This window comes from Brevundimonas sp. (assembly GCF_013912065.1).
GTDB lineage: Bacteria > Pseudomonadota > Alphaproteobacteria > Caulobacterales > Caulobacteraceae > Brevundimonas.
Window position 1 is genome coordinate 1 of record NZ_JACESA010000026.1, and the last position, 26,025, is coordinate 26,025.

At 66.8% G+C, this 26,025-nt stretch carries 31 protein-coding genes and 1 tRNA gene; 17 read left to right on the plus strand and 15 right to left on the minus strand.

Features of this window, described 5'->3' with window-relative positions:
* The 4 genes from H2037_RS15590 to H2037_RS15605 all read right to left on the minus strand — a co-directional run.
* On the minus strand, positions 1-943 hold a 943-nt coding region (locus tag H2037_RS15590), incomplete at its 3' end, for a mechanosensitive ion channel domain-containing protein (protein WP_292123817.1).
* 80 nt (positions 944-1,023) lie between these two features.
* Positions 1,024-1,099 (minus strand) — tRNA-Ala (locus H2037_RS15595).
* 66 nt (positions 1,100-1,165) lie between these two features.
* The gene (locus H2037_RS15600; RefSeq protein WP_292123819.1) at positions 1,166-1,315 is read right to left on the minus strand and encodes a hypothetical protein; all 150 of its coding nucleotides are present in this window, start codon (positions 1,313-1,315) and stop codon (positions 1,166-1,168) included.
* 9 nt (positions 1,316-1,324) lie between these two features.
* Positions 1,325-1,786: a TIGR02300 family protein gene (locus tag H2037_RS15605; protein WP_292123873.1), complete on the minus strand. Its 462-nt coding sequence runs from the start codon at positions 1,784-1,786 to the stop codon at positions 1,325-1,327.
* A 123-nt stretch (positions 1,787-1,909) separates the two neighbouring features.
* Here H2037_RS15605 and aroA point away from each other — a divergent pair, with 123 nt between their 5' ends.
* From aroA to mscL, 8 genes are all read left to right on the plus strand, one after another.
* Positions 1,910-3,220, plus strand: coding sequence for a 3-phosphoshikimate 1-carboxyvinyltransferase (aroA, locus tag H2037_RS15610; protein ID WP_292123821.1), 1,311 nt, complete (start codon positions 1,910-1,912; stop codon positions 3,218-3,220).
* A complete protein-coding gene (locus H2037_RS15615) occupies positions 3,217-3,495 on the plus strand; it encodes a hypothetical protein (protein WP_292123823.1) in 279 nt (92 codons plus the stop codon). The genes aroA and H2037_RS15615 overlap by 4 nt, the downstream gene beginning before the upstream one ends.
* Before the next feature lie 81 nt (positions 3,496-3,576).
* Positions 3,577-3,900 (plus strand): type II toxin-antitoxin system RelE/ParE family toxin, encoded by a 324-nt coding sequence (locus H2037_RS15620; RefSeq protein ID WP_292123825.1) that lies wholly within the window; start codon positions 3,577-3,579, stop codon positions 3,898-3,900.
* Positions 3,893-4,201, plus strand: a complete 309-nt coding sequence (locus H2037_RS15625; RefSeq protein WP_292123826.1) for an addiction module antidote protein — start codon at positions 3,893-3,895, stop codon at positions 4,199-4,201. The genes H2037_RS15620 and H2037_RS15625 overlap by 8 nt, the downstream gene beginning before the upstream one ends.
* Positions 4,201-4,845: a (d)CMP kinase gene (cmk, locus tag H2037_RS15630; protein ID WP_292123828.1), complete on the plus strand. Its 645-nt coding sequence runs from the start codon at positions 4,201-4,203 to the stop codon at positions 4,843-4,845. Before H2037_RS15625 ends, cmk begins: the two co-directional genes overlap by 1 nt.
* A 195-nt stretch (positions 4,846-5,040) precedes the next feature.
* Entirely contained in the window at positions 5,041-6,744 is a 1,704-nt protein-coding gene (rpsA, locus tag H2037_RS15635; RefSeq protein ID WP_292123830.1) for a 30S ribosomal protein S1, read from the plus strand.
* 219 nt (positions 6,745-6,963) lie between these two features.
* Positions 6,964-7,254 carry an integration host factor subunit beta gene (locus H2037_RS15640; protein WP_292123832.1) on the plus strand — a complete coding sequence of 97 codons (291 nt, stop codon included), beginning with the start codon at positions 6,964-6,966 and terminating at the stop codon, positions 7,252-7,254.
* 26 nt (positions 7,255-7,280) lie between these two features.
* Positions 7,281-7,703, plus strand: coding sequence for a large-conductance mechanosensitive channel protein MscL (gene mscL / locus H2037_RS15645; RefSeq protein WP_292123834.1), 423 nt, complete (start codon positions 7,281-7,283; stop codon positions 7,701-7,703).
* Positions 7,704-7,717: 14 nt separating this feature from the next.
* On the opposite strand, the gene H2037_RS15650 is transcribed toward mscL, so the two are convergent.
* On the minus strand, positions 7,718-8,875 hold the full coding sequence (locus tag H2037_RS15650; RefSeq protein ID WP_292123836.1) for an N-acetyltransferase: 1,158 nt from the start codon (positions 8,873-8,875) through the stop codon (positions 7,718-7,720).
* Positions 8,876-9,067: 192 nt separating this feature from the next.
* On the opposite strand from H2037_RS15650, the gene H2037_RS15655 reads away from it, so the two are divergent.
* A complete protein-coding gene (locus tag H2037_RS15655) occupies positions 9,068-10,897 on the plus strand; it encodes an oligopeptide:H+ symporter (protein ID WP_292123839.1) in 1,830 nt (609 codons plus the stop codon).
* A gap of 73 nt (positions 10,898-10,970) precedes the next feature.
* Here the strand turns inward: H2037_RS15655 and H2037_RS15660 are convergent, their stop codons facing one another.
* Positions 10,971-13,043: a TonB-dependent receptor gene (locus tag H2037_RS15660; RefSeq protein WP_292123841.1), complete on the minus strand. Its 2,073-nt coding sequence runs from the start codon at positions 13,041-13,043 to the stop codon at positions 10,971-10,973.
* A gap of 162 nt (positions 13,044-13,205) precedes the next feature.
* Between H2037_RS15660 and H2037_RS15665 the strand changes: the two genes are divergently transcribed.
* Positions 13,206-14,132, plus strand: coding sequence for a TraB/GumN family protein (locus H2037_RS15665; RefSeq protein WP_292123842.1), 927 nt, complete (start codon positions 13,206-13,208; stop codon positions 14,130-14,132).
* Positions 14,133-14,145: 13 nt separating this feature from the next.
* On the opposite strand, the gene H2037_RS15670 is transcribed toward H2037_RS15665, so the two are convergent.
* The 3 genes from H2037_RS15670 to ppk2 all read right to left on the minus strand — a co-directional run bounded on the left by H2037_RS15670 (position 14,146) and on the right by ppk2 (position 17,027).
* On the minus strand, positions 14,146-14,463 hold the full coding sequence (locus H2037_RS15670) for a hypothetical protein (protein ID WP_292123844.1): 318 nt from the start codon (positions 14,461-14,463) through the stop codon (positions 14,146-14,148).
* A 64-nt stretch (positions 14,464-14,527) separates the two neighbouring features.
* Positions 14,528-15,958: a metalloprotease TldD gene (tldD, locus tag H2037_RS15675; RefSeq protein WP_292123846.1), complete on the minus strand. Its 1,431-nt coding sequence runs from the start codon at positions 15,956-15,958 to the stop codon at positions 14,528-14,530.
* 319 nt (positions 15,959-16,277) lie between these two features.
* The gene (gene ppk2, locus H2037_RS15680; protein ID WP_292123848.1) at positions 16,278-17,027 is read right to left on the minus strand and encodes a polyphosphate kinase 2; all 750 of its coding nucleotides are present in this window, start codon (positions 17,025-17,027) and stop codon (positions 16,278-16,280) included.
* 140 nt (positions 17,028-17,167) lie between these two features.
* Here ppk2 and H2037_RS15685 point away from each other — a divergent pair, with 140 nt between their 5' ends.
* From H2037_RS15685 to H2037_RS15700, 4 genes are all read left to right on the plus strand, one after another.
* The gene (locus H2037_RS15685) at positions 17,168-18,304 is read left to right on the plus strand and encodes a serine hydrolase domain-containing protein (RefSeq protein ID WP_292123850.1); all 1,137 of its coding nucleotides are present in this window, start codon (positions 17,168-17,170) and stop codon (positions 18,302-18,304) included.
* 78 nt (positions 18,305-18,382) lie between these two features.
* Positions 18,383-18,952 carry a chemotaxis protein CheD gene (locus tag H2037_RS15690; RefSeq protein ID WP_292123852.1) on the plus strand — a complete coding sequence of 190 codons (570 nt, stop codon included), beginning with the start codon at positions 18,383-18,385 and terminating at the stop codon, positions 18,950-18,952.
* An 83-nt stretch (positions 18,953-19,035) separates the two neighbouring features.
* A complete protein-coding gene (locus tag H2037_RS15695) occupies positions 19,036-19,797 on the plus strand; it encodes an extensin family protein (RefSeq protein WP_292123854.1) in 762 nt (253 codons plus the stop codon).
* A 197-nt stretch (positions 19,798-19,994) separates the two neighbouring features.
* On the plus strand, positions 19,995-20,198 hold the full coding sequence (locus tag H2037_RS15700; RefSeq protein WP_008264090.1) for a cold-shock protein: 204 nt from the start codon (positions 19,995-19,997) through the stop codon (positions 20,196-20,198).
* Positions 20,199-20,216: 18 nt separating this feature from the next.
* On the opposite strand, the gene H2037_RS15705 is transcribed toward H2037_RS15700, so the two are convergent.
* A complete protein-coding gene (locus H2037_RS15705; RefSeq protein WP_292123856.1) occupies positions 20,217-21,155 on the minus strand; it encodes a DMT family transporter in 939 nt (312 codons plus the stop codon).
* Positions 21,156-21,306: 151 nt separating this feature from the next.
* Between H2037_RS15705 and H2037_RS15710 the strand changes: the two genes are divergently transcribed.
* Complete coding sequence (locus H2037_RS15710; RefSeq protein ID WP_292123858.1) at positions 21,307-22,083, plus strand: transglutaminase family protein; 777 nt, start codon at positions 21,307-21,309, stop codon at positions 22,081-22,083.
* Positions 22,084-22,171: 88 nt separating this feature from the next.
* Here the strand turns inward: H2037_RS15710 and rpmB are convergent, their stop codons facing one another.
* A complete protein-coding gene (gene rpmB, locus H2037_RS15715; protein WP_292123861.1) occupies positions 22,172-22,468 on the minus strand; it encodes a 50S ribosomal protein L28 in 297 nt (98 codons plus the stop codon).
* 258 nt (positions 22,469-22,726) lie between these two features.
* Here rpmB and H2037_RS15720 point away from each other — a divergent pair, with 258 nt between their 5' ends.
* A complete protein-coding gene (locus H2037_RS15720; protein ID WP_292123862.1) occupies positions 22,727-23,233 on the plus strand; it encodes a DUF3617 family protein in 507 nt (168 codons plus the stop codon).
* Positions 23,234-23,236: 3 nt separating this feature from the next.
* Here H2037_RS15720 and H2037_RS15725 read toward each other — a convergent pair whose 3' ends face one another.
* From H2037_RS15725 to fdxA, 3 genes are all read right to left on the minus strand, one after another.
* A complete protein-coding gene (locus H2037_RS15725; protein ID WP_292123865.1) occupies positions 23,237-23,617 on the minus strand; it encodes a hypothetical protein in 381 nt (126 codons plus the stop codon).
* A 119-nt stretch (positions 23,618-23,736) separates the two neighbouring features.
* Complete coding sequence (locus tag H2037_RS15730) at positions 23,737-24,267, minus strand: CarD family transcriptional regulator (protein ID WP_292123867.1); 531 nt, start codon at positions 24,265-24,267, stop codon at positions 23,737-23,739.
* Between the two features lie 301 nt (positions 24,268-24,568).
* Positions 24,569-24,910 (minus strand): ferredoxin FdxA, encoded by a 342-nt coding sequence (gene fdxA / locus H2037_RS15735; protein WP_292123869.1) that lies wholly within the window; start codon positions 24,908-24,910, stop codon positions 24,569-24,571.
* Positions 24,911-25,097: 187 nt separating this feature from the next.
* Between fdxA and H2037_RS15740 the strand changes: the two genes are divergently transcribed.
* Complete coding sequence (locus tag H2037_RS15740; protein WP_292123871.1) at positions 25,098-25,724, plus strand: YceI family protein; 627 nt, start codon at positions 25,098-25,100, stop codon at positions 25,722-25,724.
* Here H2037_RS15740 and H2037_RS15745 read toward each other — a convergent pair.
* Positions 25,714-25,992: an RNA-binding S4 domain-containing protein gene (locus H2037_RS15745; RefSeq protein ID WP_292123875.1), complete on the minus strand. Its 279-nt coding sequence runs from the start codon at positions 25,990-25,992 to the stop codon at positions 25,714-25,716. The two genes, H2037_RS15740 and H2037_RS15745, sit on opposite strands and share 11 nt — an antisense overlap.
* Positions 25,993-26,025: the final 33 nt, after the last annotated feature.

A 26,025-nucleotide genomic window follows, 5' to 3' on the forward strand; every position in this document is an offset into this window, starting at 1 on the left:
GTTGTGGGGCGGGGTGGGGCGGGGTCTGACCCTTGCCGTAGCCGAGCCGCTGCAGGGCCTCGTCGCCCTCCAGGCCAAAGGCGCTGCGGATCCGCAGGTCGGTCTGGGGGAAGGGCACCTCGACGCAGGCCGCCTCAAGGGCGTCGGCGATCAGCCAGGTATAGGCGGCGTTCATCGCGGCGGGTCGTTTGACCGCCTCGCGTGTGGGCCAGACCAGAAGTTCGAAATCCAGGCCGCTCTCGCCGAAGGCCGTCAGCCAGACCTGGCTCTTGCGCGCCTCTGTTTCGGGCAGGGTGAAGGGGCTGCCACGCGCGGCGGCCAGCACCGCGTCCCTCACCTTGCCCCGGTCCGACCCATAGGCGACCGAGAAGGGAATATGGATGCGGCGGGTGTCCCCTTTCAGCGTCCAGTTGATCACGGGCTGTTCGATCAGACGCGAATTGGGGATGACGACATTGACGTTGTCATTGGTGCGGATCCGCGTCGCCCTCGGCCCGATCTCCATGATGGCCCCGCGCACCTCGATGTCCGAAATCTCGATATAGTCGCCGACCGAGACCATTCGGTCGAAGATCAGGAAGATGCCCGAGACGAATTCTTTCACTACGCCCTGCAGCCCCAGCCCGACCCCGATGCCCAGGGCGCCGGCGAAGACGGCCAGGGAGGCTATGTTGAAGCCGGCGGCGGACAGGGCCGTCATCACGCCGATGATGATGATGGCGTAGCCCGACAGCCGCTCCAGAAGATAAAGCGCCTGTCGGCTGCGTTCCGACCTCTCGCGCACCCGACGCAGGGCCCGGGTCACCAGACGGCTGGCGATCAAGGCGATCAGCAGTATAACCAGGGCGCTGACCAGGCCGCCCACGGTGATGCTGGCGCCCGCGACCCGTACGATCTGGGTCTCGTCCAGGGTTTCGAGGCCGGTCTGGATCGGGGATGTCATGAAGGCCAAGCGCGTGGCGAACGGCTCAGGTTCCAGATGCAACGAAGCCCGGCTGCTTTCGCAACCGGGCTTCTGGAAACTGGTGGAGCTTAGCGGAGTCGAACCGCTGACCTCTTGCATGCCATGCAAGCGCTCTACCAACTGAGCTAAAGCCCCGGACCTTGCGGTCTGGTCCGCCCGGTTCATCTTGCGATGGCCCCCGGCGAGGCGGCGGAACCTATGTCAGAGCTTTTTCGCGATCAAGCCCGTTTCGACATTTATTTTCGCATCGGTTCCGGAAGCGAAAAACAGCAGCGATTTCAAACCGAACGCCGGTTCGAGAAGGCTGTTTGCCTGCCGCGCCTCCACTAAAGGGAAACGCGGCAGACGCAACAGAAAAGATCAGTCGTCGTCGCGCGACGGCTTGGCGATCTCGTCATCGATCGAGTCATCGTCGTCGTCCTCGATGAACGGCACGGAATCATCGTCGTCGTCGGCCAGATCGTCATCGTCGCCGTCGGTCGCGCCCATGCCGGCTTCTTCCGAGGCGTCGGCCGGGGCGTCATCGTCGTCGTCGTCCGGCGTGAGGATCGGCTCATGGCCTTCCTCGTCGATTTCCGGGGCCCGGACCTCTTCGTCCTCGTCCTCGTCGGACTCGGCCTTCTTGTCCTTGACCTGATCTTCGGTGTCCTCGTCGTCGGCGGGATAGCCGGGACGGGCGCGACGGCTGCGAAGCTTCAGGGCTTCTTCCGGATCGAAATCCGTGCCGCATTTGGGGCAGTGGGCAGGGCGGCGGTTCAGGTCGTAGAACTTAGCCTGGCAGTTCGGGCAAACCTGTTTGGCGCCCAGTTCGGGATTGGCCACGTTTGGAACCTTCAACGGGTGAATTCGGGGCGGTCCCTTGCCACCCCTAGGAGCCGCTGTCAAAAGCTGTCTTTCGCGCCGCCCGCGCGGCCCTTTCGCGAATGCAGCCTGAAGCGGGTGAATATGCCGTCCCGACTGACCTCCAGACGTTCTGAAGCCCTGGTCGGCGCCGTGCGCGCGCCGGGCGATAAATCCATGTCTCACCGGTCGATGATCCTGGGCGGCATGGCTTCGGGCGTCACCGAGGTCGAGGGTTTGCTGGAGGGCGACGACGTCCTGGCCACCGCCCGGGCGGTCGAGGCCTTCGGCGCCGAGGTCGAGCGGCTGGGCGACGGCAAATGGCGGATCACGGGCGCGGGCGGGTTCAGCACGCCCTCGTCGTTGATCGATTGCGGCAACGCCGGCACCGGGGTTCGCCTGCTGATGGGGGCGGCGGCCGGCTATCCGCTGACAGCGACCTTCGACGGCGACGCCTCGCTGCGCAAACGGCCGATGAAGCGGGTTACGGGGCCTTTGGCCGACATGGGCGCTCGCTTCGACTGGCAGGCCGCCGAGGATCGGCTGCCGGTGGCCCTGACCGGCGGGACGCTGAAGGCGATCGACTATGTGCAGGCGGTGGCCTCGGCCCAGGTCAAGTCGGCAATCCTTCTGGCCGGGCTGAACGCCGAGGGCGTCACCTCGGTGGCGGAGCCGGAAAAGAGCCGCGACCACACCGAACGCATGCTGCGCGCCTTCGGCGCCGAGGTCGGGGTCGAAGATCGGGGCGAAGGCTGGATCGTCACGCTAAGGGGCGGCCAGCCCCTGACCGGAACCTTCGTCTCGGTGCCGGGCGATCCGTCCTCGGCGGCCTTCCCGCTTGCGGCGGGCCTGATCGTGCCGGGATCGGAAGTCACGGTCGAGGGCGTGATGCTGAACCCTCTGCGCACCGGCCTGTTCGACACCTGGATCGAGATGGGCGCCGATCTGACGATCTCGAACCGGCGCCAGGCCGGCGGCGAGGACGTCGGCGACATCACCGCCCGTCATTCGGCCCTGAAGGGCGTGGTGGTTCCCGAGACGCGCGCCGCCTCGATGATCGATGAATATCCGATCCTGGCCGCCACCGCAGCCTTTGCTGAAGGCGTCACCGTCATGCGCGGCGTCGGCGAGATGCGGGTCAAGGAAAGCGACCGGATCGCCCTGATGGTCGCCGGCCTGCGCGTCTGCGGCGTCCAGGTCGAGGAAGAGCCAGAGGGGTTCGTGGTCACGGGGGGCGCGGTGAAGGGTAGCGCCGTCGTCCACACCGCCCAAGATCACCGTATCGCCATGAGCCATCTGGTCCTGGGCCTCGCCGCCGAACAGCCTGTCTCGGTCGACGAACCCGGCATGATCGCCACCAGCTTCCCCGGCTTCGTCGAGATGATGAACGGCTTGGGCGGGCGGATTTCCGAATGAGCGACAGTCGGGAAACGGCGCCGATGAGGGCGGTGGGTTTCGGCCTGCTCACGATCGTCTTTAGCTGGGCCTGTCTGACGTTGCATCAGTCGGGCAGCATCGATTTGAGTATGCGGGTCAACAAGGTTCCCGCTGTGTTTCAACTGAGCCGCGCGGTGGACGGCTGGCAGTTCGAACTGGTCGTCGCCATTTGCGGCCTCCTGGTTCTGGGGTGCGTCTTGGCCGTTGGTCTTGCGGTTTGGGATCTGATCGCGCCTGAAAAGTTTGAGTCTTGAGCCGAAACCTGATCATCGCCACCAGCTTCCCCGGCTTCGTCGAGATGATGAACGGTCTGGGCGGGCGGATCGCTTGACGCAATGTCGCCTATAGACGACAATGCGTCCATCAGGCTGACCTTCACACGGCGGTTCGACGACTGGATGCTGAGGCTGCGGGATCAAAGGGCGGTCGCTCGCATCACGACTCGTCTTCAACGGCTATCCAACGGTCACTGGGGCGATGTGAAGCCGGTGGGCGAGGGGGTCAGCGAACTGAGGATCGCCTACGGACCTGGTTATCGTCTGTATGTGATGAAGAAGAACGACGCCTGGGTCATTCTGTTGGCCGGAGGCGACAAGTCGAGCCAGGGCCGCGACATCGTCGAGTCGAAACGGCTGGCTGAGGAGTATCGAAATGGCTGAACCGCTGATCGAGTTTGATCCCGCCCGCTACCTGAACTCGCCCGAAGCGGTGGAGGAGTTTCTGATCGCCTCGTTCGAAGACGCCGCCGAGTGCGGCGATCCGCGCATCATCACCAAGGCCTTGGGCGCCGTGGCGCGCGCAAAGGGCATGACGCAGATGTCCCAGGATGCGGACCTGTCGCGCACCGCCCTCTATCGTGCGCTCAGCGAGGACGGACGGCCCGAGCTTTCGACCATTTTCAAGGTGATGCAGGCCCTGGGCCTTCGCCTCGCCCCTGTTCGCGTGGACTCCGCCGCCTGATGTCGCTGATCATCGCTGTCGACGGCCCGGCAGCCTCGGGCAAGGGCACCATCGCCGCGCGTCTGGCGAGGACCTATGGCCTGCCGCATCTGGACACCGGCCTGCTGTACCGCGCCGTCGGCGTCAAACTACTGGAGGCCGGCGGGTCGCTGGACGATGACTCTGCGGCCACCGAGGCCGCACGGGCGCTGGACGCAGCCCAGGTGTCCGAAGATCCGCGCCTGACGACTGGCGAGGCGGGCGAGGCCGCCAGTCGGGTAGCCGGCTATCCCGGCGTGCGCGCCGCCCTGCTGGACCTGCAACAAGGGTTCGCCCGCCAGTTGGGCGGCGCGGTTCTGGACGGGCGCGATATCGGCACCGTCATTGCGCCCGAGGCCGCGGCGAAACTGTTCGTCACCGCCACGCCGCACGTCCGCGCCGACCGCCGCTGGAAACAGCTGACGGGGCGTGGTTTCGATATCGCCTTTGAGGACATGCTGGCCGATATTCAGCGTCGGGACGAGCGCGACGCCGGTCGCGGCGCGGCGCCCATGGTCCAGGCCGAAGACGCGGTCTTGCTGGATACGACCGACATGGGTATAGAGGCGGCCTTCGATGCGGCCCGCCGTATCGTCGAGGCGGCGCGCGCGAAACACGGTCTCTGACCCAAATCGCAAATCCAACGCGTCCATCCTCGGCTTCCGCGGGCGTCCTGATCGTTCTGAACGGCCTCGCATCCTGACGACCTGCCTATCTTTCCCTATCGCCTCGGCGCAGCGGCTTGCTGCGTGAGGGGCGTCCACCTCGCGCGGGGCCGTCCGGCCGCGCGCCCCAGCCCCCACAGGAAGCTTCCCAGCTCCATGACTGACACCCTCTCTCCCTCGCGCGACGATTTCGCCGCGCTGCTCGACGAACAGCTTCAGGGTCGCGACTTCGGCGAAGGCCAGGTCGTCCACGGCCGCGTCGTCGGCATCGAAAAAGACATCGTCATCATCGACGTCGGTCTGAAGACCGAAGGCCGCATCTCGATGCGCGAATTCGGCCAGGGCGACGACACCAACCTGCCCAAGGTCGGCGACAACGTCGAAGTCTACCTCGAGCGCGTCGAGAACGCCCTCGGTGAAGCCGTCATCAGCCGTGACAAGGCCCGCCGCGAGGAAGCCTGGACCCGTCTGGAAGTCGTGTTCGCCGAAGGCCAGCCGGTCAACGGCGCCATCGTCGGCCGCGTCAAGGGCGGCTTCACCGTCGACCTGGGCGGCGCTTCGGCCTTCCTGCCGGGCTCGCAGGTCGACATCCGTCCGGTCCGCGACGTCGGCCCGCTGATGGGCAAGGAACAGCCCTTCGCCATCCTCAAGATGGACCGTCCGCGCGGCAATATCGTCGTCTCGCGTCGGGCCATCCTGGAAGAAGCCCGCGCCGAACAGCGCACGGAGCTGGTCGGCCAGCTGCAAGAGGGCGAAGTCCGCGAAGGCGTGGTCAAGAACATCACCGACTACGGCGCCTTCGTCGACCTGGGCGGCATCGACGGCCTGCTGCACGTCACCGACATGTCGTGGAAGCGCGTCTCGCACCCGTCGCAGGTTCTCGCCGTCGGCGACACCGTCAAGGTCCAGATCGTCAAGATCAACCCGGACACCCAACGTATCTCGCTGGGCATGAAGCAACTGCAGTCGGACCCCTGGGACGGCGTGGAAGCCAAATATCCGGTCGGCGCCAAATACACGGGCCGCATCACCAACATCACCGACTACGGCGCCTTCGTGGAGCTGGAAGCCGGGGTCGAGGGCCTGGTGCACGTCTCGGAAATGTCCTGGACCAAGAAGAACGTCCATCCGGGCAAGATCGTCTCCACCTCTCAGGAAGTGGACGTGGTCGTCCTGGACGTCGACGCCTCCAAGCGCCGTATCTCGCTGGGCCTGAAACAGGCTCAGGACAATCCGTGGGACGCCTTCGTCGCCAACAACCCGATCGGCTCGACCGTCGAGGGCGAAGTCAAGAACGCCACCGAGTTCGGCCTGTTCATCGGCCTGGACAACGACATCGACGGCATGGTCCACCTGTCCGACCTCGACTGGTCGGTGTCGGGTGAAGAAGCCATCCAACGCTACCGCAAGGGCGAGATGGTCAAGGCCAAGGTCCTGGACGTCGACGTCGAGAAGGAACGCGTCTCGCTGGGCATCAAGCAGCTGGGCGGCGATCCGATCGGCGAGGGCGACACCTATCGTCGCGGCCAGCAGATCACCGTCACCGTCTCGTCGATCGAGTCGGGCGGCATCGAGGTCAAGTTCGGTGAAGACGACGCGCCGGTCACCGCCTTCGTCCGCAAGTCGGACCTGTCGCGCGACCGCAACGAGCAACGTCCGGAACGCTTCGCCGTCGGCGATCGCATCGACGCGATGATCACCGCCGTGGACAAGGCCTCGCGCCGCGTCTCGGTGTCGATCAAGGCGCTGGAAATGAAGGACGAACAGGAAGCCATCGAACAGTTCGGCTCGTCCGACTCGGGCGCTTCCCTGGGCGACATCCTGGGCGCCGCGCTGAAGAACGCCGGCACCAAGGACTAAGTCTGATCCCAACGGATGAGACCGAAGGGCGGTGGGAGCGATCCCGCCGCCCTTTTCTCTGTCTGCTGCTCCGCCGTGCACGGAACCGGACATAAATCTGCAGATGGCGCGTCTCCTTGGCGGATAAGGGCTTTTTCGCGCGGCGAGCCGGGGTTAGGGTGAGGTTTCTGGATCGCGGACAGGCCCAGGCCTGCCGATCACGAGCGGACAGGGGCCTTGATGATCAAGTCTGAACTGATCGAGAAACTGGCGGCCGAGAACACCCACCTGACCCATGCGGAGGTGGAGCGGCTGGTGAATGTCATCCTAGGCAAGATGACCGGCGCGCTTTCCGACGGCGGTCGGGTGGAGTTGCGAGGTTTCGGCGCCTTCTCCGTTCGGTCGCGTCCGGCGCGTCTGGGCCGCAATCCGCGCACCGGCGAGACGGTGGAGGTGCCGGCCAAGGCCGTGCCCTTCTTCAAGAGCGGCAAGGAACTGCGCGAGCGCCTGAACGCTTCCGGGGACGCCTGAAGTCTGAACGACCGAGAGAATGCCCCATGAGTCTGCTGTCCGAGTTCCGCGAGTTCGCGGTCAAGGGAAACGTCGTCGATCTCGCCGTCGGCGTGATCATCGGAGCGGCGTTCAACGGCATCGTGAAAAGCCTGGTCGATCAGGTGGTGATGCCGCCGATCGGGCTGTTGACGGGCGGGGTGAATTTTTCCGAACTGGAATGGGTGCTGCGGCCCGAAAATCCGGCGACGGAGGCCGTGGAGAAGGTCGCCATCCAGTATGGCGCCTTCGCCAATACGGTGATCCAGTTCCTGATCGTCGCCTTCGTGGTCTTCCTTGTGGTCAAGGGCATCAACAACTTACGGCGCCAGGAAGCCGCCAAGCCCGACCCGGCGCCGTCCGCCCCGACCGCGACCGAGGCCCTGCTCACTGAAATTCGCGACGCCCTGAAGGCCCGCCCCGGCGCCTGAGGCGCAAACCCGGTTCAGCTCGCGGATGCCCAATGACCCGCCGGGGCGTTCGTCTCGCTGCGGATCGGCGAACGCCAGGCGCGAGGCAGGGGTATGTGACGGGCGCAGATCGCATAGTCGCCGTCATAGGGCGTCGGAGCCCACGCCCGCGCCAGCTCGGGATCTTCGATCAGGGCGTGGCAATGCCCCCATCCCCCCTCGCGTCTCGCCCTCGGCGCCAGGTCGCCGAGCTGGTCGAGAATCTCGGGCGTCGTCACCTGCAGCCTGACCTTGGCGGCGCCTAGGGCGCGCGCGTTTTCGATCAGGGCGCCGGCCAGCATCTCCACCGCGTCAGGCGCCGTCTCCAGCGCCGCCAGGTCGATGATGTCGAGGCAGGGCGGCTCGATCAGGCTGGTCTTGTTCATCATGGCCGCGGCCATCCCGATCAGCCGCCCGCCACGCATCAAACCCAGCAGGATCGGCGGCAGGGTCTGATCCGGATCGGACAGACGCCAATCCAGGACTTCGGGGCTGCGGTCCGCCACCAGTCGTCCCTCATTCGCCAGGTCGCGCCAGAAATCGGCATAGGCAGACCCTGCCCTTATGTTGTTCAACACCATCACATCCCTCGGCAGGACCAGGGGGATCGGCTCGAACAGACGCGAATTCATCAAGCGTTCGCCCAGGCGGTGGGCGTCGCTCGCCGACAACCCGCCCCACAGCCGACGCAGGAGACGGCCCTTCAGACAGGCCAGGGGATCGACCACCCAAGACAGCTTGAGCGCGTGCGTCTCCATCGGCCCCGGCTTCAGGCCGAACAGGCGATACAGGGGCGCGGCGCGCGCATTCGCATTCAGGGTGTATTTGGCGAACAGATCGGGCTGCGTCAGAATCGCCTGGATCAGCGACCGACTGGCGCCGCTGCGTTCCGGCGGCACGATGAGGGAGAAGCCCGTCGCCGCGTACAAAGTCCTTGGGCCCTTGCGGAACCGCTGGACCAGATTGCCCAGCATGGCGGCCGGTTCGTCGTCCTGATTGCTCACGACCCAGCCGACCGGAGCCTCTATGTCGCGCCGGGCCGGATTATCCTCCAGCCACCGCCAACCGGCCTGGGACCGCTCTGGCCAGCCCACCTGGCGATGCAGCCGGTTCAGGCCCTCGTAGTCGGATCTGCGGATCGGCCGCACAGCCATTCGGCGCCCCTTCCCATATTGAAACCGGATCTCTCGTGTGAGTCCGGCCCCTGCAGAGGTCACGCCAGAGGGGGCGTCCCCAGACTGCGGCAAGGGGGCGCGACAGCCTTAACACTTGTTCGGATTTGTCCGCTGTGCTGGGTATGCGCCTTTCGCGCGCCCGCTTGCGGCGCGGCAGTTGGGAGTGAGCCGTTGACAGCGACGGATGGGGGGGCGCTCGAGCCTCGCAAGACTTTCCTGGGGCACCCGCGGGGGCTGGTGGTTCTGTTCTTCACCGAAATGTGGGAGCGGTTCTCCTACTATGGCATGCGGGCCCTGCTGGTCCTGTATCTGACGCAGCATTTCCTGTTCGGCCCCGCCGAGGCCCAAGGCATCTACGCCGCCTACGCCGCCCTGGTCTATCTGATGCCGGTCATCGGCGGCATGATCGCCGACCGCTATCTGGGCTCACGCAAGGCCGTCATCATCGGCGCCGTCCTGCTGGTCATGGGCCACTTCACCATGGCCTTCGAAGGCACAGGCGGTCGTGAAAGCCTGACCATCGGCGACACCACCTATCAGATCCAGGTCGAAGGCCGGGATCAGAACCGCAAGATGTTCGCCGTCAACGGCGACGAGCGGGTTCAGATCGCGATTTCGCCGGAAGGCGTCTCGACCGTCGGGACCGAGCCTTCAGCCGCCAACGCCGCCGACGCGGCTGCAGCCGCTGTGGGGACGGGCCTGGGCACGCCGCCGACCGGCGCGTTGGATCCCGCGACTCAGGCCGCGCCGCAAACGGCCGCCGCCGCCGGCTTCCCCGCCTTCACCGCCACCGGCGCCTATACGCTGGAGACCGAGCGCGACCAGGCCCTGGGCGAACCCGTCCTGTTCCTGGCCCTGGCCCTGATCATCGTCGGCGTGGGCTTCCTGAAGGCAAATATCTCGACCGTCGTCGGCGCCCTGTATGAAGAGAATGATCCCCGTCGCGACGGCGGCTTCACCATCTTCTACGTCGGCATCAACCTGGGCTCCTTCCTGGCGACCGCCGCCTGTTCGTATCTGGGCTTCAACTATGGCTGGGCTTACGGCTTCGGTCTGGCCGGCATCGGCATGCTGTTCGGCCTGCTGACCTTCGTCCTCGGCCAGTCCTGGCTCGAGGGGCGCGGCGCACCGCCGATTCCGGTCGAGGGCCGTTCGATCCTCGGCGTGCCCCTGGTGCCCTTCTTCTGGATCGCCGGCCTGGTCGCCGTCATCCCGACCTGGCTGCTGATGCAACGCCACGAGATTATCGAGACGGGCCTGCCATGGATCGCCGGCGTCATCTTCGCCTGCGTCGTCGGTTTCACGGTCTTCCGTCTAAAGGGCGCCGAACGCAGCCGCATGCTGGTCGCCCAGATGCTGATCTTCTTTTCGGTGCTGTTCTGGGCCCTGTTCGAACAGGCCGGCTCGTCCCTGACCCTGTTCGCGGACCAGTCGACCCAGATGCCGAGCTGGTTCAATGCCGGCTATACGCAGATGTTCAACCCGGGGATCATCGTCCTCGGCGGTCCCATCATGGCCGCACTGTGGGTCTGGCTTGCCAAACGCAATCTTGAACCCTCGACCCCAGTGAAGTTCTCGTTCGGTCTGGTGTTCGTGGGTCTGGGCTTCCTGGTCCTGACCTGGGCCGCCGCGACCCAGGCCAACGACGCCTTCCGGGTGCCTCTGCTGTTCCTGTTCCTGACCTACTTCTTCCACACGGTCGGTGAGCTGTGCCTGTCGCCGGTCGGCCTGTCGATGATCACCAAACTGTCAGTGGCGCGGGTGGTCGGCCTGATGATGGGCGTCTGGTTCCTGTCCAGCTCGGTCGCCCACATCGTCGCCGGCCTGATCGCTCAGGCGACCGCGACCGACACGGTGGCGGGCGTGGTGACCAGCCCGGCGCTGGCGCTGCAGACCTATGGTTCGATCTTCGGCACCATCGGTTGGACCGGCGTCGGCGTCGGCGTCTTCCTGCTGCTGATCTCGCCTCTGCTGAAGAAGGGCATGGCCGGGGTCCACTGACCCCAAGCCTCGCCGAAACGAAGAAGCCCCGGCGGAGCGATCCGCCGGGGCTTTTTGCTGGGACGTTCCCGCCTCAGAAGGTCTTGCGAACTCGCAGGGAGACGAAGGTGCGCGGATCCTGCGTCCCTTCCTCGACGAAGGCGACGGCGCGGGTGTCGCGGTCGGCGAAGACCGTGCGGCGCTGGGTGAAGTCGTCCCACAGGTTCAACTGGGCGCGGATGGCCAGGGTCGGGGTCGGCTTGTATTCGGCGAACATCTCGTAATAGCCCGTGCCGCGCCACTTGAAGACCTGGTCAGGGGAATAGCTGGGTTGGCCCAGATAGGGCAGCCAGTTCACGCCCCACTGCAGCTTCCACCGGGCGATGTCCTGCTCGATCCCAACATTGGCCTGGGTGGCGCGAACGTTCGAAATCGGGCGTTCCTCGCCGGTGGTCGGGTCGGTGACGCGGGTCCGGTTCCAGTCGTTCCTGAAGGTGAAGCGAGCGCCCTTTACGCCCGCCTTGTCCAGCGGCACGACCACGTTCAGGGACAGGCGGTCCAGCGTGCCGTCGCCGATATTGCCGATCGCCGACAGGCCGTCGTCCAGCGGGATGCGGTCGATGGCGTCGATGATCTCGTCGTGGCGATAGCCGACCGACACTATGCCCTCGCCCCAGAAGCGGCGCTCATAGGTCAGTTCGGAGATCCAGCGCTGCTCGGGCTCCAGATCGACATTGCCGCCAAAGACGTTCTCGTCGTTCAGATCGGCCGAGGCGGCGAAGTCGGAAAAGTCCAGCTGGCCCAGCTCGCGCTCGAAGCGGAACCGCAGCTGGTTGTTCGGCATCGGCGTCCAGGTGGCCATGAAGCGGGGTTTGGCGAAGAAGAAGCTCTTCTCCTGATTGGCGTCGCCGGACTGGGTGATGGTGGAGGCTTCCAGCCGCAGACCGCCCTCCAAGGTCAGGTCGGGGTGCAGCCGCCAGGTTCCCTTGGAGAAGGCTTCGCCGCGCGTCTCCTCGACCTTGACCGAGGCGCTGGGCAGGGGGATCGGCACGCCGCCCTCGGTAAAGGCCTGGTCGGTCTGGCGCATATTGTAGGCGATCTCGCCGCCCGTCTCGAGCGTCACCTTGGGCGAGCGTTCGTGACGGATCAGGGCGCGCAGTATGGTTTCGGAGCTTTCGCCTGAATAGTCGAAGACCTGTTCGGGCTGGTCCACGCCGTTGTTCAGGACGTTGTAGGTCGAGACGCCGTCCCAGCTGCCGAACTCATGCATGAGGCGTGTTTCCAGCTTGAAACGGTCGTTCAGCGGGCGCTCCCAGGTGAGGCCGAACTCGCCGCCGTCGCTGTCCTCCGCATCCGTGCTTTGGCGCAGGCTCGTGGCGGAGCGGCTGGTGTTGTAGCTCTGCCAGTCGTTGACGCGGTAGCGGGCGGTCAGATCGACCTTGCCCCCCGCGACGGGACCGGCATAGGTCCCGCGGATCGAGTTGCCGCCGCCGTAGCCGTCGGTGTCGGTCTGCTCGTCGCGGAGCAGATTGCCCGCGGCGTCGCGCCGGATCAGTCGGCCGGGTCCGTTGGAATCGCTCATGCTGATGCCGTCGGACAGGGTGACGCCCCAGCTGCGGTCGCCGTCGCGGGCGGTGAACTGATAGCTGCCGCCGTAGAGGTCCTGGCCTGAGCCCTCGAACTGGGTCGTGTTCCAGGTCAGGATCGACTGGCGGCTGGCCTCCTTCTTCAGGATGACGTTCACCACGACCGAGAAGCCCTGCATGTCGATGCCGGGCGCGCCGCCCCGGATCAACTCGATCCGTTCGACCTGACGGGCCGGGGTGCGGCTCAGGACGCTGGAACCGGCGTCGTTCTTGGAGGCCGGCCGGGCGTTGTTGATCAGGACATTGCCGACCGCCCCTTCGAAGCCGCGTGCGCCGGAGCCGTCGTCCAGATCGAAGCCGGGCACCCGGTTGACCATGTCCAGGGCCGTGTTCGGACGCTGGGCGAGGAAGAAGTCGGGTGTGAAGACCAGAACGCCCCGCTGGGCCGCGTCGGCCAGGGGCGCCTGACCGGTCGGGCCGGTCGGGACCGGCGTCTGGGCGACCTGGGGGTCGTCGCCGGCGAAGGCGGTCACGGCGGAAAACAGCAGGGCGGTGCTCGCCAGAAGCAGGGTCTTGGTCATCGGTCTTCCCCTCGGTTGTTGGCGAGAGGTGTGCCGATCGGACGCTGCTATCTCCAGTTACAAGGCGGAAAGGTGGATTAAATCGACGACAGCATTACGAGGAATTCACGTGCCTATACTTACGAGTGTGAAACTATACGAATCTGTAATGAGAGCGCCGAGATGAAATCCCTACTGGCCTTGGCTTTCGTCCTTCTGACCGCCGCACCCGCTTTCGCCCAGACATCGGACGAAGCCAGCGCAGTGGAGGACATCGTCGTCACGGCGCGCCGGATCGAGGCGCCCCTATGGGAAGTCCGCCGGGGCGACGCCGTCCTCATCCTGGTCGGATCGATCGACGGCCTGCCGCGCGACATGGAGTGGCGGACGGACGCCCTGGTCTCCGCAGTGGACCGGGCGGACCGGGTGCTGTTCCCGCCGCAAGCGCAGGGGTCGTTGGCGGACGTCGGCCGGCTGATCTGGCGGATGCGGACCCTGACGCGGCTGCCCGACAACCGGACCAGCGCCGACTACCTGTCGCCCGAGCTGGAGGCGCGGGTTGAGCAGGCGACTGGCGAGGGCCCCAGCCGCAACAGCATGATGCTGCTGTCGGCCGATCTGATGGAAAGGGGCGGCTACGCCCGTCGCGCCCGTCCCGTCTCCGACCTAGTGCGTCGGGCTGCCCGGACCAATCGGACGCCGGCCGAGCCGGTGAGCGTGTTCCGCGGCGACGAGCTGGTCGACCGGGTGCTGACGACCCCGCCCGAGCGCTATCTGGACTGTATCGCCGCGGCGGTCGCCGCTGCCGAGATCGGGGAGGCGGAGGGCGCCAAGCGCGCCGAGGCATGGCGTACGCGCCGCATCCCGGCGGTGTTGGCCTCGCCGCTGGAGAAGGCGACGAACGCCTGTTCCTACTGGGCTGTGATGGAGCAGGGAGAGGCGCTGCGCAGCCTCTGGAATACAGCGGCGAACGAGGCGCTGAGCCGCGACGGCGTAACCTTCGCCATCGTGCCCCTGGTGGTGCTGGCGGAATCGGACGGGGTGCTGGATCGGTTGGAGCGGGACGGCCTGGAACCGGTGGGTCCCGACTGGCGCGCGCCCGCTCCCTGACCGTTCGTTCGGCCTAGTTGGCCGGGGTTGGGGCCGGAGCCTGACGGTCCGGAACGGCGTCGCGGGCGGCGTCGCCGATGTTCTCGGCGGCCCCGCCGACGCTTTCGGCCGCGCCGGCGATGGCGTTGGATTCGACGGCGTCGTTACGGTTCATGTTCATCAGGAACCAGCCGATGATCAGGACCAGGGCCAGGCCGATGATCAGGGCGATGACGCCGCCCATGCCGCCGCCGCCGCGACGCTCGACGACCACGGGGGCGCCGGCGGGGTCGTTTTCGGTAATGCGCTCGACCCGGCCGTCGGGATGTTCAACAGTGCGTTCGGTAGGCATTGAGATGTCTCCTCTGCTGTATGTGGCGGGGAAACACTTCGTCGGCGGCTAGGGTTCCTTTCGTTCAGACCGCCGTTCCGCCGACGGTCAGGCCGCCCATTTTCAGGGACGGCTGGCCGATGCCGACGGGCACGCCCTGGCCGGCCTTGCCGCAGACGCCGACGCCGGGGTCGAAGGCGAAGTCGTCGCCGATCATCTGAATCCTGGTCAGGGCCGTGGCGCCGTCGCCGATCAGGGTGGCGCCGCGCACCGGCGCGGTGATGACCCCGTCCTCGATCAGATAGGCCTCGTTGCACTGGAAGACGAACTTGCCGTTGGTGATGTCCACCTGGCCGCCCGAGAAGTTGGCGGCGTAGAGGCCGCGCTTCGTATTGGCGATCATGTCGGCCTTGGAGTCCTTGCCGCCCTCCATGAAGGTGTTGGTCATACGCGGCATCGGCATATGGGCGAAGGACTGGCGGCGGCCGTTGCCGGTGGCCGCCACCCCCAGCTGACGCGCCGACAGCCGGTCGTGCATCAGCCCGACCATGATCCCGTCCTCGATCAGGACGGTGCGCGAGGTGGGGGTGCCCTCGTCGTCGACGGACAGGGAGCCGCGACGCCCGGCGATGGAGCCGTCGTCGACCACGGTGACGCCCGGCGCGGCGACCCGCTGGCCCATCATGCCGTTGAAGACGGAGGAGCCCTTTCGGTGGAAGTCGCCCTCGAAGCCGTGGCCGATGGCCTCGTGCAGCAGGACGCCGGGCCAGCCGGCGCCCAGGACCACGTCCATCTCGCCCGCCGGGCAGTCGATGGCGTCGAGATTGACCAGGGCCTGACGCAGGGCCTCGTCCACCTGGGCCTGCCAGCGTTCGGGGGCGACCCAGGTTTCAAAACCGGCGCGGCCGCCGGCCCCGGCCGAGGCGCTTTCGCGCTTGCCGTTCTGTTCGACGGTGACGGAGACGTTCAGCCGAACCAGGGGACGGATGTCGCGCACCATCCGTTCGTCGGCGCGCAGGATCTCGACCGCGCGGCGTTCGCCGACCAGGGAGGCGGAGACCTGGACCACGCGGGGATCGCGGGCGCGGGCCCAGGCGTCGATCTCGGCCAGCAGGGCGATCTTGTCGGAGAAGGCGGGCGAGGCGAGGGGATCGACCTCGCCGTACAGTTTCTGATTGGTGGCGCGCGGCCCCTCGGCGACACGCGCCTCATGACCCTGTTTGGCCAGGGCGGCGCTGTCGGCGGCGCGGCGCAGGGCGGCGGCGGAAATCTCGTTGGCGTGGGCGTAGCCGGCGGTCTCGCCCGCCACGACCCGCAGGCCGAAGCCCTCGGTGGCGTCATAGGCGGCGGACTTCAGTCGGCCGTCGTCGAACACCAGGCTCTCGCTCTCGGACCGTTCCAGGAACAGTTCGCCGTCGTCGGCCCCGGCCAGGGCGGTCTTCAGGATCGACAGGGCTTCGTCGGTGTCGACGCCGGCGGTGTCGAGGATGGGCGGCGGGGAGGCGTGAACGGTCATGACCTGTAGGTAGGGGCTGGAGGGCGGTTCGTCACCTGCCCGGACGGATTCAGACGGCGGGACGAAAAAACAGGGTCTGAATAGTCTGAATCGTCTGAAATCTCCGGCGCCGGCGACAGGGATTAGGACGATAGCACGGGTGGGTGGCGTGTCAGGTCGAAGGCGGGATCGGCATGGCAAGCTGTTGAAAGTGTTGGGGGCGTTGCGTGAAATTGCGGGGGTGGCGCGTGATGGGCGTCGGTGGGGCGTCCAGAACCCCTCCACCCCCGCGCAAGAGGCGCGGCGGTCCCCCTCCCCGCGAAGCGGGGAGGAGACGGGTTCAGCGCGCCAGTTTTTTCCGGGCCTTGGTCGCCGGGAAGACGACGTCGGGGTCGGGGGCCGCGATCTCCTCGCCGCAGTGGTCGAGCACCTTGAGGATGTGGCGGATCAGGTTCACGCGGGCGGTCTTCTTGTCGTCGGTGGCGATCACGGTCCAGGGGGCGTGGTCGTGGTCGGTCTCGTCCAGCATCCGGTCGCGGGCGTCGGAATAGGCGTCGAACCGCGCCTCGGCCTCGGCGTCCAGCGACGACAGCTTGAACCGCTTCAGCGGGTCGACGCGGCGCTCTTTCAGCCGTTGCGCCTGTTCGTCGCGCGAAATGTCGAGCCACAGCTTGATCAGGATGACGCCGTCGTCGGTCAGCATCCGTTCGAACCGCGGCGCATCGGTCAGGAACTGGGCGTATTGTTCGGGCGTGCAATAGCCCATCACCGGCTCGACCCCGGCGCGATTGTACCAGGAGCGGTTGAAGATCACCGTCTCGCCCGCCGCCGGCAGATGCGGAACATAGCGCTGGAAATACCACTGGCTGGTGTCGCGGTCGCTGGGCTTGGGCAGGGCGACGACGCGGGTCTGGCGAGGCGACATATATTCGGTCAGCCGCTTTATGGCCCCGTCCTTGCCGGCGGTGTCGCGGCCTTCCAGCACGATGACCACCCGCAGCCCGTGTTCGATGGTCCAGGCCTGAGTCTTGACGACGGCGAGCTGCAGTCGCTCGAGTTCGGTTTCGTAGGCGTCTGATTTCTTTCCCATCGGACGAGAGTGGGCCGGGGGGCGGGCGAGAGCAAGCGGCGGGGAAGGGCGAGGGGGAAGAAGGTGACGGGCTTCTCACGTGTGTCGCCAGCTGATCGGGGTTAGGCTGAGGTCGAGCAAATAGAGGGGAGGGGACGCCCATGTGGGATCGTCGCAGCCTGCTGACCACCGGTCTGGGCGTCGGTATGGCCGCCATGGGAGGTGTCTCCCGCGCCGCCCTGGCGGGGGACGCCGCCGGATATGAGGGGGCGCTGGAAGCGGCGTTCGCGGAGATGCGGCCCGTCGCCCTGGCGGGCGGGGTGGTGACGCGCGAGGGGCTGGTCTGGTCGGGCGTGCGCGGGGTGCGTCGGCTGGGCGGCGACGACCCGGCGACCCTGGACGACCGCTGGCACCTGGGGTCGAACACCAAGGCGATGACGGCGGCCCTGTACGGACGCCTGGTCGAGCAGGGCCGGGCGGACTGGGACGCGCCGCTGAGCGAACTGTTCGCCGGCGTCATGATCGACCCGGCCTGGGAAGGGACCAGGATCGGCGATTTCATGGGCCATAGGGCGGGGGTGAAGGACGCCGACGCCATGGGCATGATCTTCTTCATGACCGCGCGCGGCGATCCGCGGCCCCTGCCGGAGCAGCGGATGGCGATGGTCGAGCGGGTGCTGGGAGCCCCGCCGACGGGGACGCGGGGCGGCTTCGAATACGCCAACGCCAACTATATGCTGGTTGGGGCGGCGATCGAACGGATCACGGGCCGGCCGTGGGAAGCGGTCATGCAGGCCGAACTGTTCGCGCCCCTGGGTCTGAACTCCGCCGGCTTCGGCGCGCCCAGCGCCAATACGGCCGGCGGGGCCAATGTCTGGGGCCACGGCGGCGAGGGCGCGACGCGGGTCGCCGTGAACCCGGCCGAGCCCGGCGCCGACAATCCGATGGCGTTGGGGCCGGCGGGGACGGCGCACATGAGTCTGGCCGACTATGCCGCCTGGCTGAGACTGTTCCTGACGGATGGCGGGGGATGGCTGAGGCCGGAGACGATGGCGAGGCTGACGACCCCGAGGCAGGGCGAAGGCCCGCCTTACGCTCTGGGCTGGATCGCGCCGTCGCAGGTTCCCTGGGCGGGGGGACCGGTGTTGACGCACGATGGGTCCAACACCCTGTGGTACGCCACCGCCGTCGTGGCGCCGGCGCGCGGGACGGCCTTCATCGCTCTGAGCAATCAGGGGGCGGGCCAGATGGCGACCGGCGCCCTGGTGCGAAGACTGGTCGGGCAGCTGGACGCCTGACGAGATTGTCGCGCCATACATGCTCTGTACACCACTTGAGGTATATCGAGGGTGGTCGGGTGGGTGAGGGCGTACACAGTGCTGAGTTACAATATATTCCAGGGCGGCTGGGAACGTGACGGATGTCGGGTCGACCACGTCACCATCGCCCAGGGGGAGTACAGCGCCAGCGATGATCCCGACACCGTCATAACCACGGTCCTGGGATCCTGCGTCGCGGCCTGTGTGCGCGATCCCAAGGCCCGTCTGGGCGGGATGAATCATTACGTCCTGCCGCAGTTTCAGGCCGGTTCGAAGGGCGATCCTACCCGCTACGGCTCCTATCTGATGCAGCGGCTGATCGACCATCTGCTCGAACAGGGCGCCAGCCTGAAGCGTCTGGAGGCCCAGGTTTTCGGCGGCGCGAGTCCCGGCCCGTTCCACAACAGCATCGGCCAGAACAACGTGGATTTCGCGATGCGTTATCTGGCGGAGCGCGGCATTTCGACCGCCGATCCCGTCCGCAGCGGCGTGGCGGGCTGCAAGCTCGAATTCTGGCCTGCGTCCGGCCGGGTGGTTCATACGCCTCTGACCGGTGTGAAGCAGGCGGTGCCGACCAGGATCATGCTGCGCCCGGTCAAACCCCTCATGCTGCCGCCCGCCGCCTAACGTCCGACCGCCGTTCGATTTGAACGGATCGGCGCCTCGCGGCGTTTGCCAGCGGGGCCGTGGGCGGTCCATGCTGGGGCTGCATGAAGCGCGACTTCGCCGATTTCTGGAATCTGCTGTGGGAGGTCGGGCTGTTGGTCTGCGCCGCCTTCGCGCTGTTGAACGCCTATGCCCCGCCGCAGGACCTGCCGTGGAAGCCGCTGGACCTGAACCATCCGGTCGGGCGGGCGACGGCGGCCAAGGTTGCGGACTTCGATATTCCCGTCACCGCGGCGCCCGAGGAAGTTCAGGGCGCCACCGAGGCCTGCATGCAGGCGCTGCGCGACGCCGGGGTCCAGGTGGAGCGGGCCCAGGATCGCGACGACGGCGGCTTCTGCGTCGTGCGTGGGGCGGTGCGGATCACTGGCGGGGCCGTGACGCCCCTGGCGCCGGCGGATGTGGTCATGCAGTGCCCGCTGGCGGTCCGCTATGTCATCTGGGACCGGCAGGTGCTGCGTCCGGCGGCGCGGGACATACTGGGGTCGGCCCCGGCGCGGGTCGAGAACTACGGGACCTATTCGTGCCGGCGCATCTACGGGTCGCAGGATGAGCAGGAGCGGCCCAGCGAACATGCGCGGGCCAATGCTCTGGACGTGGCGGCGGTGAGGCTGGAGGACGGGCGGACGATCAGCGTGCTGAACGACTGGCGGGGTCAGGGACCGGCGGGCGAGCCGGGGTCGCGCTTCCTTCATGCGGTCCGCGACGGCGCCTGCCGCCTGTTCTCCACGGTGCTGACGCCGGACTATAACGCCGCGCATGAGAACCATCTGCACCTCGACGGCGCCGAACGCGGTCTCTGCCGTTAAGGTCGAATCACCTCCCGCGCGAATCGCTTTGCTGTTGACCGCCCGGAAAAGCCGGGTGACAACAAGGGCGCAGTCCGGATTTTGCGTGGGGTCCACACCTGCGTCTCGCTCCTTCGCCTGAACGAGCTGTCCAGATGGATTGTCGGGTCGCCCCGAGGGGGATCCGCCTGGAAAAGCGCGTTTACGGAGACGCAGACATGGCGACCGGTACGGTCAAGTGGTTCAACCCCACCAAGGGCTATGGATTCATCCAGCCCGACAGCGGCGGCTCTGACGTGTTCGTTCACGTCACCGCCGTTCAGAAGGCCGGCCTTCAGGGTCTCGATGAAAACGCCAAGGTCGAATACGAGCTGGAAAACCAGCGCGGCAAGACCTCGGCGATCGACCTCAAGCTCCTCTAAGCCGAACGGCCGACAAGGCTAGGAAGCGGGCGCGGGGGTCTCCTCCGCGCCCGCTTTTGTTTGCGATCCGGGGGTCTTTTGCGATCTCTGGGCCAGGACGATGGCTCCCAGCACCAGGGCGCCGCCCAGGGCCTGGACCGGGGTCAGGGTCTCGCCGAAGATCCACCAGCCCAGCAGGCCGGCGACGACCGGCTGGATCAGGATGGTGACGGCGGTGATCGAGGCGGGCAGACGGCCCAGCGCCCAGGCGACGCCGCCCTGGCCGAAGACGTGCATCACCCCCATGGCGATACAGGCGGCCCATCCGGCGGGGCCGGCGGGAATGATGTCCTCGCCCAGGACCAGGGCCACGATCAGCAGCAGGGGCGCGCCGACCAGGGTGGCCCAGAAGGTGATGCGCATGGCCCCGGCCGTGGCCCGGGCCGCCTTCACCGCCAGGAAATAGCCGGAATACCAGACCGCCACCGACAGGGAGAAGGCGTCGCCCAGCGGGGGATTGCTGCCCTGCCCGCCGTCGGCGCCCGCCGCCATGGCGAAGGCCCCGCCCATGGCCAGGACGAGGGCCAGCAGGAACATCCGCCGCGGCCTCTGTTTCAGCATCAGCCAGCTAAACAGGGTGACGACGACCGGCGTCAGGTTGCACAGGACCGTGGCGTTGGCGACCGAGGTCATGACGATGCCGTAGTGCCAGAAGCTGAGATCCAGGGCGAAGAACAGGCCGGCCAGCAGCGCCCATTTCGACGGGGCGGCGATCCCGCCGGGCTCGCGCGAGGCCAGAATGGTCAGCAGCGGCAGGGCGAAGACGAACCGCCAGAAGCCGGCCGCCGCCGGCCCCGTCTCGGTCAGCCGCACCAGAATGGGCGCCAGACCCAGGACGCAGGCGGCCAGCAGCAGCACCATAAGGGCGAAGGCGCGGGGAGAGACGGACGCGGGGAGGCGCGGGGCGAAGACGGTCATGCCGCGCTCTTACGCCGCCGTGCGACCTTCCGCCACGGTCTCGGATCCTTCCTCGAACGAGACGCGGGGCGCCGTCGCCCGGGCTGGACATGGAACGGCCGCAGTCGCATGGCGTTCAGGCCCGATCTCCCCCGCAAATCAGGTTGCCTTCATGAAACTGCGCGTCCGCGCCGAGCTCGTCTATCGTTTCGATCCGCCGACGGACGCCATCTACAAGATCCAGGTCGCCCACTGGCCGGGTCAGGACATTCTGGAAGAGACCCTGGTCTTCGATCCTCCGGTCGAGTTCCACGAGGACAAGGACGTCGATTTCGGCGCCCGCACTTTGCGCTGCCACGTCGAGGGCGAGGTCAGCCTGATCTATGAGGCGGTGGTCGACAACGGCGTGCTGAAGGGCCTGCCGCCCAGCGTGTCGCAGCATGACTGGGGCGAGCTGCCGGCCGAGGTCCTGCCCTATCTGCAGCCCAGCCGCTATTGTCCGTCGGATCAGTTCGGCCGGTTCGTCACGCGCCAGTTCGGCGAGACCTCGGGCGGGGCGCGGGTGCTGGCGATCCTGGACTGGATCAACGAGAACCTCGACTACGAACACGGGGTGTCGGACACCGAGACCACGGCGGCGCGGACCTTCATCGATCGGGCCGGGGTGTGCCGCGACTTCACCCATATGGGCATGACCCTGTGCCGGGCGTCGGGAATACCGGCGCGAGCCGTCAGCGCCTTCGCCGACCAACTGAACCCGCCCGACTTCCACGCCATCTTCGAGGTCTGGCTGGCCAACGGCTGGTGGCTGGTCGATCCGACGCGGTTGGCGCCGGTCGAGGGACTGGTGCGGATCGCCTGCGGCCGCGACGCGGCCGACATCGCCTTCCTGACCACCCAGGAGCGGTGCCAGATGGTGCGGCAGTCGGTGACGGTGACGGGGGCTTAGGCCCCAGTCGCCTCGACCCGGATCGACAGTCAAAGAAAAAGGCCGGTGTTTCCACCGGCCTTTTCCAGATCAGTTCAGCGGTCGCCGATCAGGCGGCGGCTTGCTCGGCCAGCTTGGCGCGGACCTGACGCTTGATGCGCTGGGCGGCGATCGACAGCTGCTCGTCGCGGGCCTTGACGATGAAGGCGTCCAGGCCGCCCTTGTAGTCGAGGGTGCGCAGCGCGGCGTTCGAGATACGCAGCGAGAAGGTCTGACCCAGGCTGTCCGAGGTGACCTTGACCGTCTTCAGCGACGGCAGGAAGCGGCGCTTGGTCTTGATGTTCGAGTGGCTCACGCTGTGGCCGACCATCGGGCCGATACCGGTGAGTTCGCAACGACGCGACATCGTCAGATCCTTAAGGTGCGGCGTCCGGCCCGAACATGGGAGAAGACGCATGAAACAAGTACGCGCGGGAAAGCGGCCCGCGCGAGAGGGGGCCGTATAAGGGAAGACGAGGTTCGGCGTCAAGCCGAGTCTTGAGGGGCGACCGCCTGGAAATCCCGGACAAGTCTGCACGACGAGGAACGGAGCCGTTCAGGCGTCATTCAAATGACGCGCTGTATGCCTCATATCATGAAGACCCAAGCTGAACAGAAGGCCGCCATGTCTCGTCCGTCCCTGATCGATCGCCTGCCCAAGAGAGCCCGGTCCCTCAAGTCGTGGAGCGTCCTGGCGCCGGTGGTGGTCGGCGGCCTGATGCTGGGCGCGCCCGCCATGGCGCCGGCCCAGACGCCCGCCCCCGCGCCCGCGCAGGCGGAGGTGTTGCCGGGCTATTGGGAATATACGACCAGCGCGGTCGGTCAGCGCGACACCGAGCAGAAATGTGTACGCCCCAGCGAGATCAACCGATTCTTCGGCGGCCTCTCGACGAACCGCTGGCGCTGCACCTATCCGACCCGCGTGGTTGGAGACGGCCAGGCGCGGTTCGAGGGGACGTGTCAGGACAAGAAGGGCCGTCGCGTCAATGTGCGGCTGGCTGGAACCTATGAGGACACCAGCTTCAGCTTCCGTGGCGGCGCCCAGCTGCTGCGCGGCACCCCCTATATTCCGGCAACCATCACGGCGCGCCGCATCAGCGCCCAGTGCCCGGCGAACGCGGAATATTTCTGAGGTTCAGACCGGCTCAGAACGGGCGACCACATAGGTGTGCATCTGGTCGCCCGTGGACAGGCTGACGTATTCGCCGGTCTCGAGCACTTCGTCCGCCAGACGGAAACCGTGGACGTCGTCCGCCTCGCCCGGCTCGAAATCCAGGAACCAGCGGTCCGGCGCGGCGTGACGCAGCCGTCCGAAGGCCAGGGTCGCGCCGTGCGAGAAGCGGCGGACGCGGCATTTCTCGGGCGCCTCGCGCCAGACTGCGGCGTCCAGCCGGCGATCGGTCCCCAGCGGGGCCAGGATGTCGTAGCCGACATCGGGGTCGCCGCCGGGGTTCAACGGTTCACGGGCCAGCTCCAGGCGGATGTGGTGAAAGCCCAGGGGGGCGGCGTCGGTCATGATCAGCTCCTGTCGGAGCCCATGTGGACGCGAGGCGCGGCCCCGGCGCCTTGATGTCGGTCAAAACGAAAAAGGCCCCGGATCGCTCCGGGGCCTTTTCGTTCGTCTGGAGCCTGAACTCAGGCCGCTTCGGCGGTCGGGATCGGCTTCTTGGCGCTGAGCGACTTGGAGAGCAGCTCGACGGCGGCGTCCTTGTCGATCTTGTTGGCGGCCGCAACTTCGCGGGCCATCCGGTCCAGGGCCGATTCATAGAGCTGACGCTCCGAATAGGACTGTTCCGGCTGGGTGTCGGCGCGGTGCAGGTCGCGGACCACTTCGGCGATGGAGATCAGGTCGCCGGAGTTGATCTTGGCTTCGTATTCTTGGGCCCGACGCGACCACATGGTGCGCTTGATGCGGGCGCGGCCCTTCAGGGTGGTCAGGGCCTTGGTCACGACGTCGTCGGCGGCCAGCGAACGCAGGCCGGCGGTCGCCGCCTTCTTGGTCGGGACGCGCAGGGTCATCTTCTCGTGGTCGAAGGTCACGACATAGACTTCCAGCGACATGCCCGCGACTTCCTGGGTCTCGATCGCCGCCACCTTGCCGACGCCGTGCGCCGGATAGACGACCGCGTCGCCAACCTTGAACTCCAGACCAGTCTTGCTCGTCATATTCGTCCTTTCCCGGTCAGGGCCGGGCGACGCGAAGGCGCGTTCGACGCAAACAGGATCTCGACCGCCGGATCTCTCCGTCGGTCGGGATGATGCTGGGCGTCAAATGCGGAAACGGATCACCAAACCTCTGGCCGATCCCGTCTTCTGGGCGGGATACTATCGCAAACACGGGCGGCGCGAAGATTTCGCGAACCGCCCGATCCAATGAAACAGACCCTATCACAAATCTGCGAAATTTCAAAACGTCCTTAGAGGAGACGTGGAAATACCGCAGCGCACGCGCGCCTGGAACCGAGCCTCAGGACCCCTTGCCCGGATTGGGGCTGAAGTATTTCTCGTACTTGCCGGTTTCGCGCTCGTATTGCTCGCGGTCGGCGGGGGGCGTGCCCTTGACGGTTATATTGGGCCAGGTCTTGGCGTATTCGGCGTTGATCTGCAGCCATTTGCCGTCCGGCTCGTCCTCGGTGTCGGGGACGATGGCGTCGACGGGGCATTCCGGCTCGCAGACGCCGCAGTCGATGCATTCGTCCGGCGCGATGACCAGGAAGTTCTCGCCCTCATAGAAACAGTCGACCGGACACACCTCGACGCAGTCCATGAACTTACATTTCACACAGGCGTCGGTGACGATGTAGGTCATTGGGCGGTGGACGGGATCAAGGTTGTGAGCGGGAGGCCTGCGACATGGCGGCCGCGCAACCAACTGTCAACAGCCCGGCTTAATGAGAAAGGCGTTCGCAAGACGGCCTGACACAGCTTGACAAGGGTCAGGCTTAACCGCAACTGTATTGATTGCATATCCTGATCCCTTTCATCGGAGCATTCCCATGCGCACCCCCTTCATGAAATACGCCCTCGCCGGCGCCCTGGCCGTCAGCCTCGCCGCCGGCGGCGCCGTGGTGGCCCAGGCCGCCCTGACGCAGACCCCGTCGGAAGTGACAGCCGGGGCCTATGACCTCGATTCCAGCCACGGAAAGATCACCTGGTCGGTCAACCACCTCGGCTTCTCGACCTATACGGGCCAGTTCGTGAACGTGAAGGCCGAGCTGAAGCTGGACGTCGCCAATCCGTCGGCCAGCACCCTGACGGCCGCCATCCCCCTGACCGACGTGGCGCCGAACGACGACCGGCTGAAGGCCCACCTGCAGACCGCAGATTTCTTCGACACCGCCAACCATCCGACGGCGACCTTCGTCTCGCGTTCTGTGACGGTGGACGCTGACAACGCCAACGAGGCCACGGTGGTCGGCGACCTGACCCTGCGCGGCGTGACCAAGCCGGTCACAATAGAGGTCGAGTTCAACCAGGCCGGGACCGCCATGGGCGCCTACAAGGCCGGCTTCGACGGCGAGGCGACCATCAAACGCTCGGACTTCGGCATCAACTACGCCCTGCCGGCCGTGTCCGACGAGGTGGAACTGCACATCGAAGGCGAGTTCGTCCTCAAGCAGTAAGCAGCACATAGAGGGCGCGGGCCTCCTCGGCGGGGCCGCGCCGCTCGCCCATGGCCTCCACCCGCAGGGTGGTGACCCGACCGTCCTGGGCGAAGGTCAGCAGGTCGCCGGGGCGGACGCAGCGGCTGGGCTTGTCGAGCCGGGTCTCGCGGCCTTGATGGGTCAGCCGCACCGCGCCGCGTTCGACCAGGGCGGCGGCCAGGCCCCGCGTCTTCACGAAGCGAGCGCGCCACAGCCAGAGGTCGATGCGGCAGGTTTCCTCGCTCAAGCGGGCGTCTTTCGGCGGGGACGAGGGCGGGGG

Bases quoted from the DNA above. Each gene is read 5' to 3' on its own strand.
- H2037_RS15625 (WP_292123826.1), top strand. From the start codon at position 3,893: ATGGCTGAACCGCTGATCGAGTTTGATCCCGCCCGCTACCTGAACTCG.
- H2037_RS15620 (WP_292123825.1), top strand. From the start codon at position 3,577: ATGTCGCCTATAGACGACAATGCGTCCATCAGGCTGACCTTCACACGG.
- H2037_RS15685 (WP_292123850.1), top strand. From the start codon at position 17,168: ATGTGGGATCGTCGCAGCCTGCTGACCACCGGTCTGGGCGTCGGTATG.
- rpsA (WP_292123830.1), top strand. From the start codon at position 5,041: ATGACTGACACCCTCTCTCCCTCGCGCGACGATTTCGCCGCGCTGCTC.
- H2037_RS15700 (WP_008264090.1), top strand. From the start codon at position 19,995: ATGGCGACCGGTACGGTCAAGTGGTTCAACCCCACCAAGGGCTATGGA.
- rpmB (WP_292123861.1), bottom strand. From the start codon at position 22,468: ATGTCGCGTCGTTGCGAACTCACCGGTATCGGCCCGATGGTCGGCCAC.
- H2037_RS15670 (WP_292123844.1), bottom strand. From the start codon at position 14,463: ATGCCTACCGAACGCACTGTTGAACATCCCGACGGCCGGGTCGAGCGC.
- H2037_RS15730 (WP_292123867.1), bottom strand. From the start codon at position 24,267: ATGACGAGCAAGACTGGTCTGGAGTTCAAGGTTGGCGACGCGGTCGTC.
- mscL (WP_292123834.1), top strand. From the start codon at position 7,281: ATGAGTCTGCTGTCCGAGTTCCGCGAGTTCGCGGTCAAGGGAAACGTC.
- aroA (WP_292123821.1), top strand. From the start codon at position 1,910: ATGCCGTCCCGACTGACCTCCAGACGTTCTGAAGCCCTGGTCGGCGCC.
- H2037_RS15710 (WP_292123858.1), top strand. From the start codon at position 21,307: ATGAAACTGCGCGTCCGCGCCGAGCTCGTCTATCGTTTCGATCCGCCG.
- fdxA (WP_292123869.1), bottom strand. From the start codon at position 24,910: ATGACCTACATCGTCACCGACGCCTGTGTGAAATGTAAGTTCATGGAC.
- H2037_RS15695 (WP_292123854.1), top strand. From the start codon at position 19,036: ATGAAGCGCGACTTCGCCGATTTCTGGAATCTGCTGTGGGAGGTCGGG.
- H2037_RS15725 (WP_292123865.1), bottom strand. From the start codon at position 23,617: ATGACCGACGCCGCCCCCCTGGGCTTTCACCACATCCGCCTGGAGCTG.
- H2037_RS15665 (WP_292123842.1), top strand. From the start codon at position 13,206: ATGAAATCCCTACTGGCCTTGGCTTTCGTCCTTCTGACCGCCGCACCC.
- H2037_RS15650 (WP_292123836.1), bottom strand. From the start codon at position 8,875: ATGGCTGTGCGGCCGATCCGCAGATCCGACTACGAGGGCCTGAACCGG.
- tldD (WP_292123846.1), bottom strand. From the start codon at position 15,958: ATGACCGTTCACGCCTCCCCGCCGCCCATCCTCGACACCGCCGGCGTC.
- ppk2 (WP_292123848.1), bottom strand. From the start codon at position 17,027: ATGGGAAAGAAATCAGACGCCTACGAAACCGAACTCGAGCGACTGCAG.
- H2037_RS15660 (WP_292123841.1), bottom strand. From the start codon at position 13,043: ATGACCAAGACCCTGCTTCTGGCGAGCACCGCCCTGCTGTTTTCCGCC.
- H2037_RS15720 (WP_292123862.1), top strand. From the start codon at position 22,727: ATGTCTCGTCCGTCCCTGATCGATCGCCTGCCCAAGAGAGCCCGGTCC.
- cmk (WP_292123828.1), top strand. From the start codon at position 4,201: ATGTCGCTGATCATCGCTGTCGACGGCCCGGCAGCCTCGGGCAAGGGC.
- H2037_RS15640 (WP_292123832.1), top strand. From the start codon at position 6,964: ATGATCAAGTCTGAACTGATCGAGAAACTGGCGGCCGAGAACACCCAC.
- H2037_RS15615 (WP_292123823.1), top strand. From the start codon at position 3,217: ATGAGCGACAGTCGGGAAACGGCGCCGATGAGGGCGGTGGGTTTCGGC.
- H2037_RS15740 (WP_292123871.1), top strand. From the start codon at position 25,098: ATGCGCACCCCCTTCATGAAATACGCCCTCGCCGGCGCCCTGGCCGTC.
- H2037_RS15705 (WP_292123856.1), bottom strand. From the start codon at position 21,155: ATGACCGTCTTCGCCCCGCGCCTCCCCGCGTCCGTCTCTCCCCGCGCC.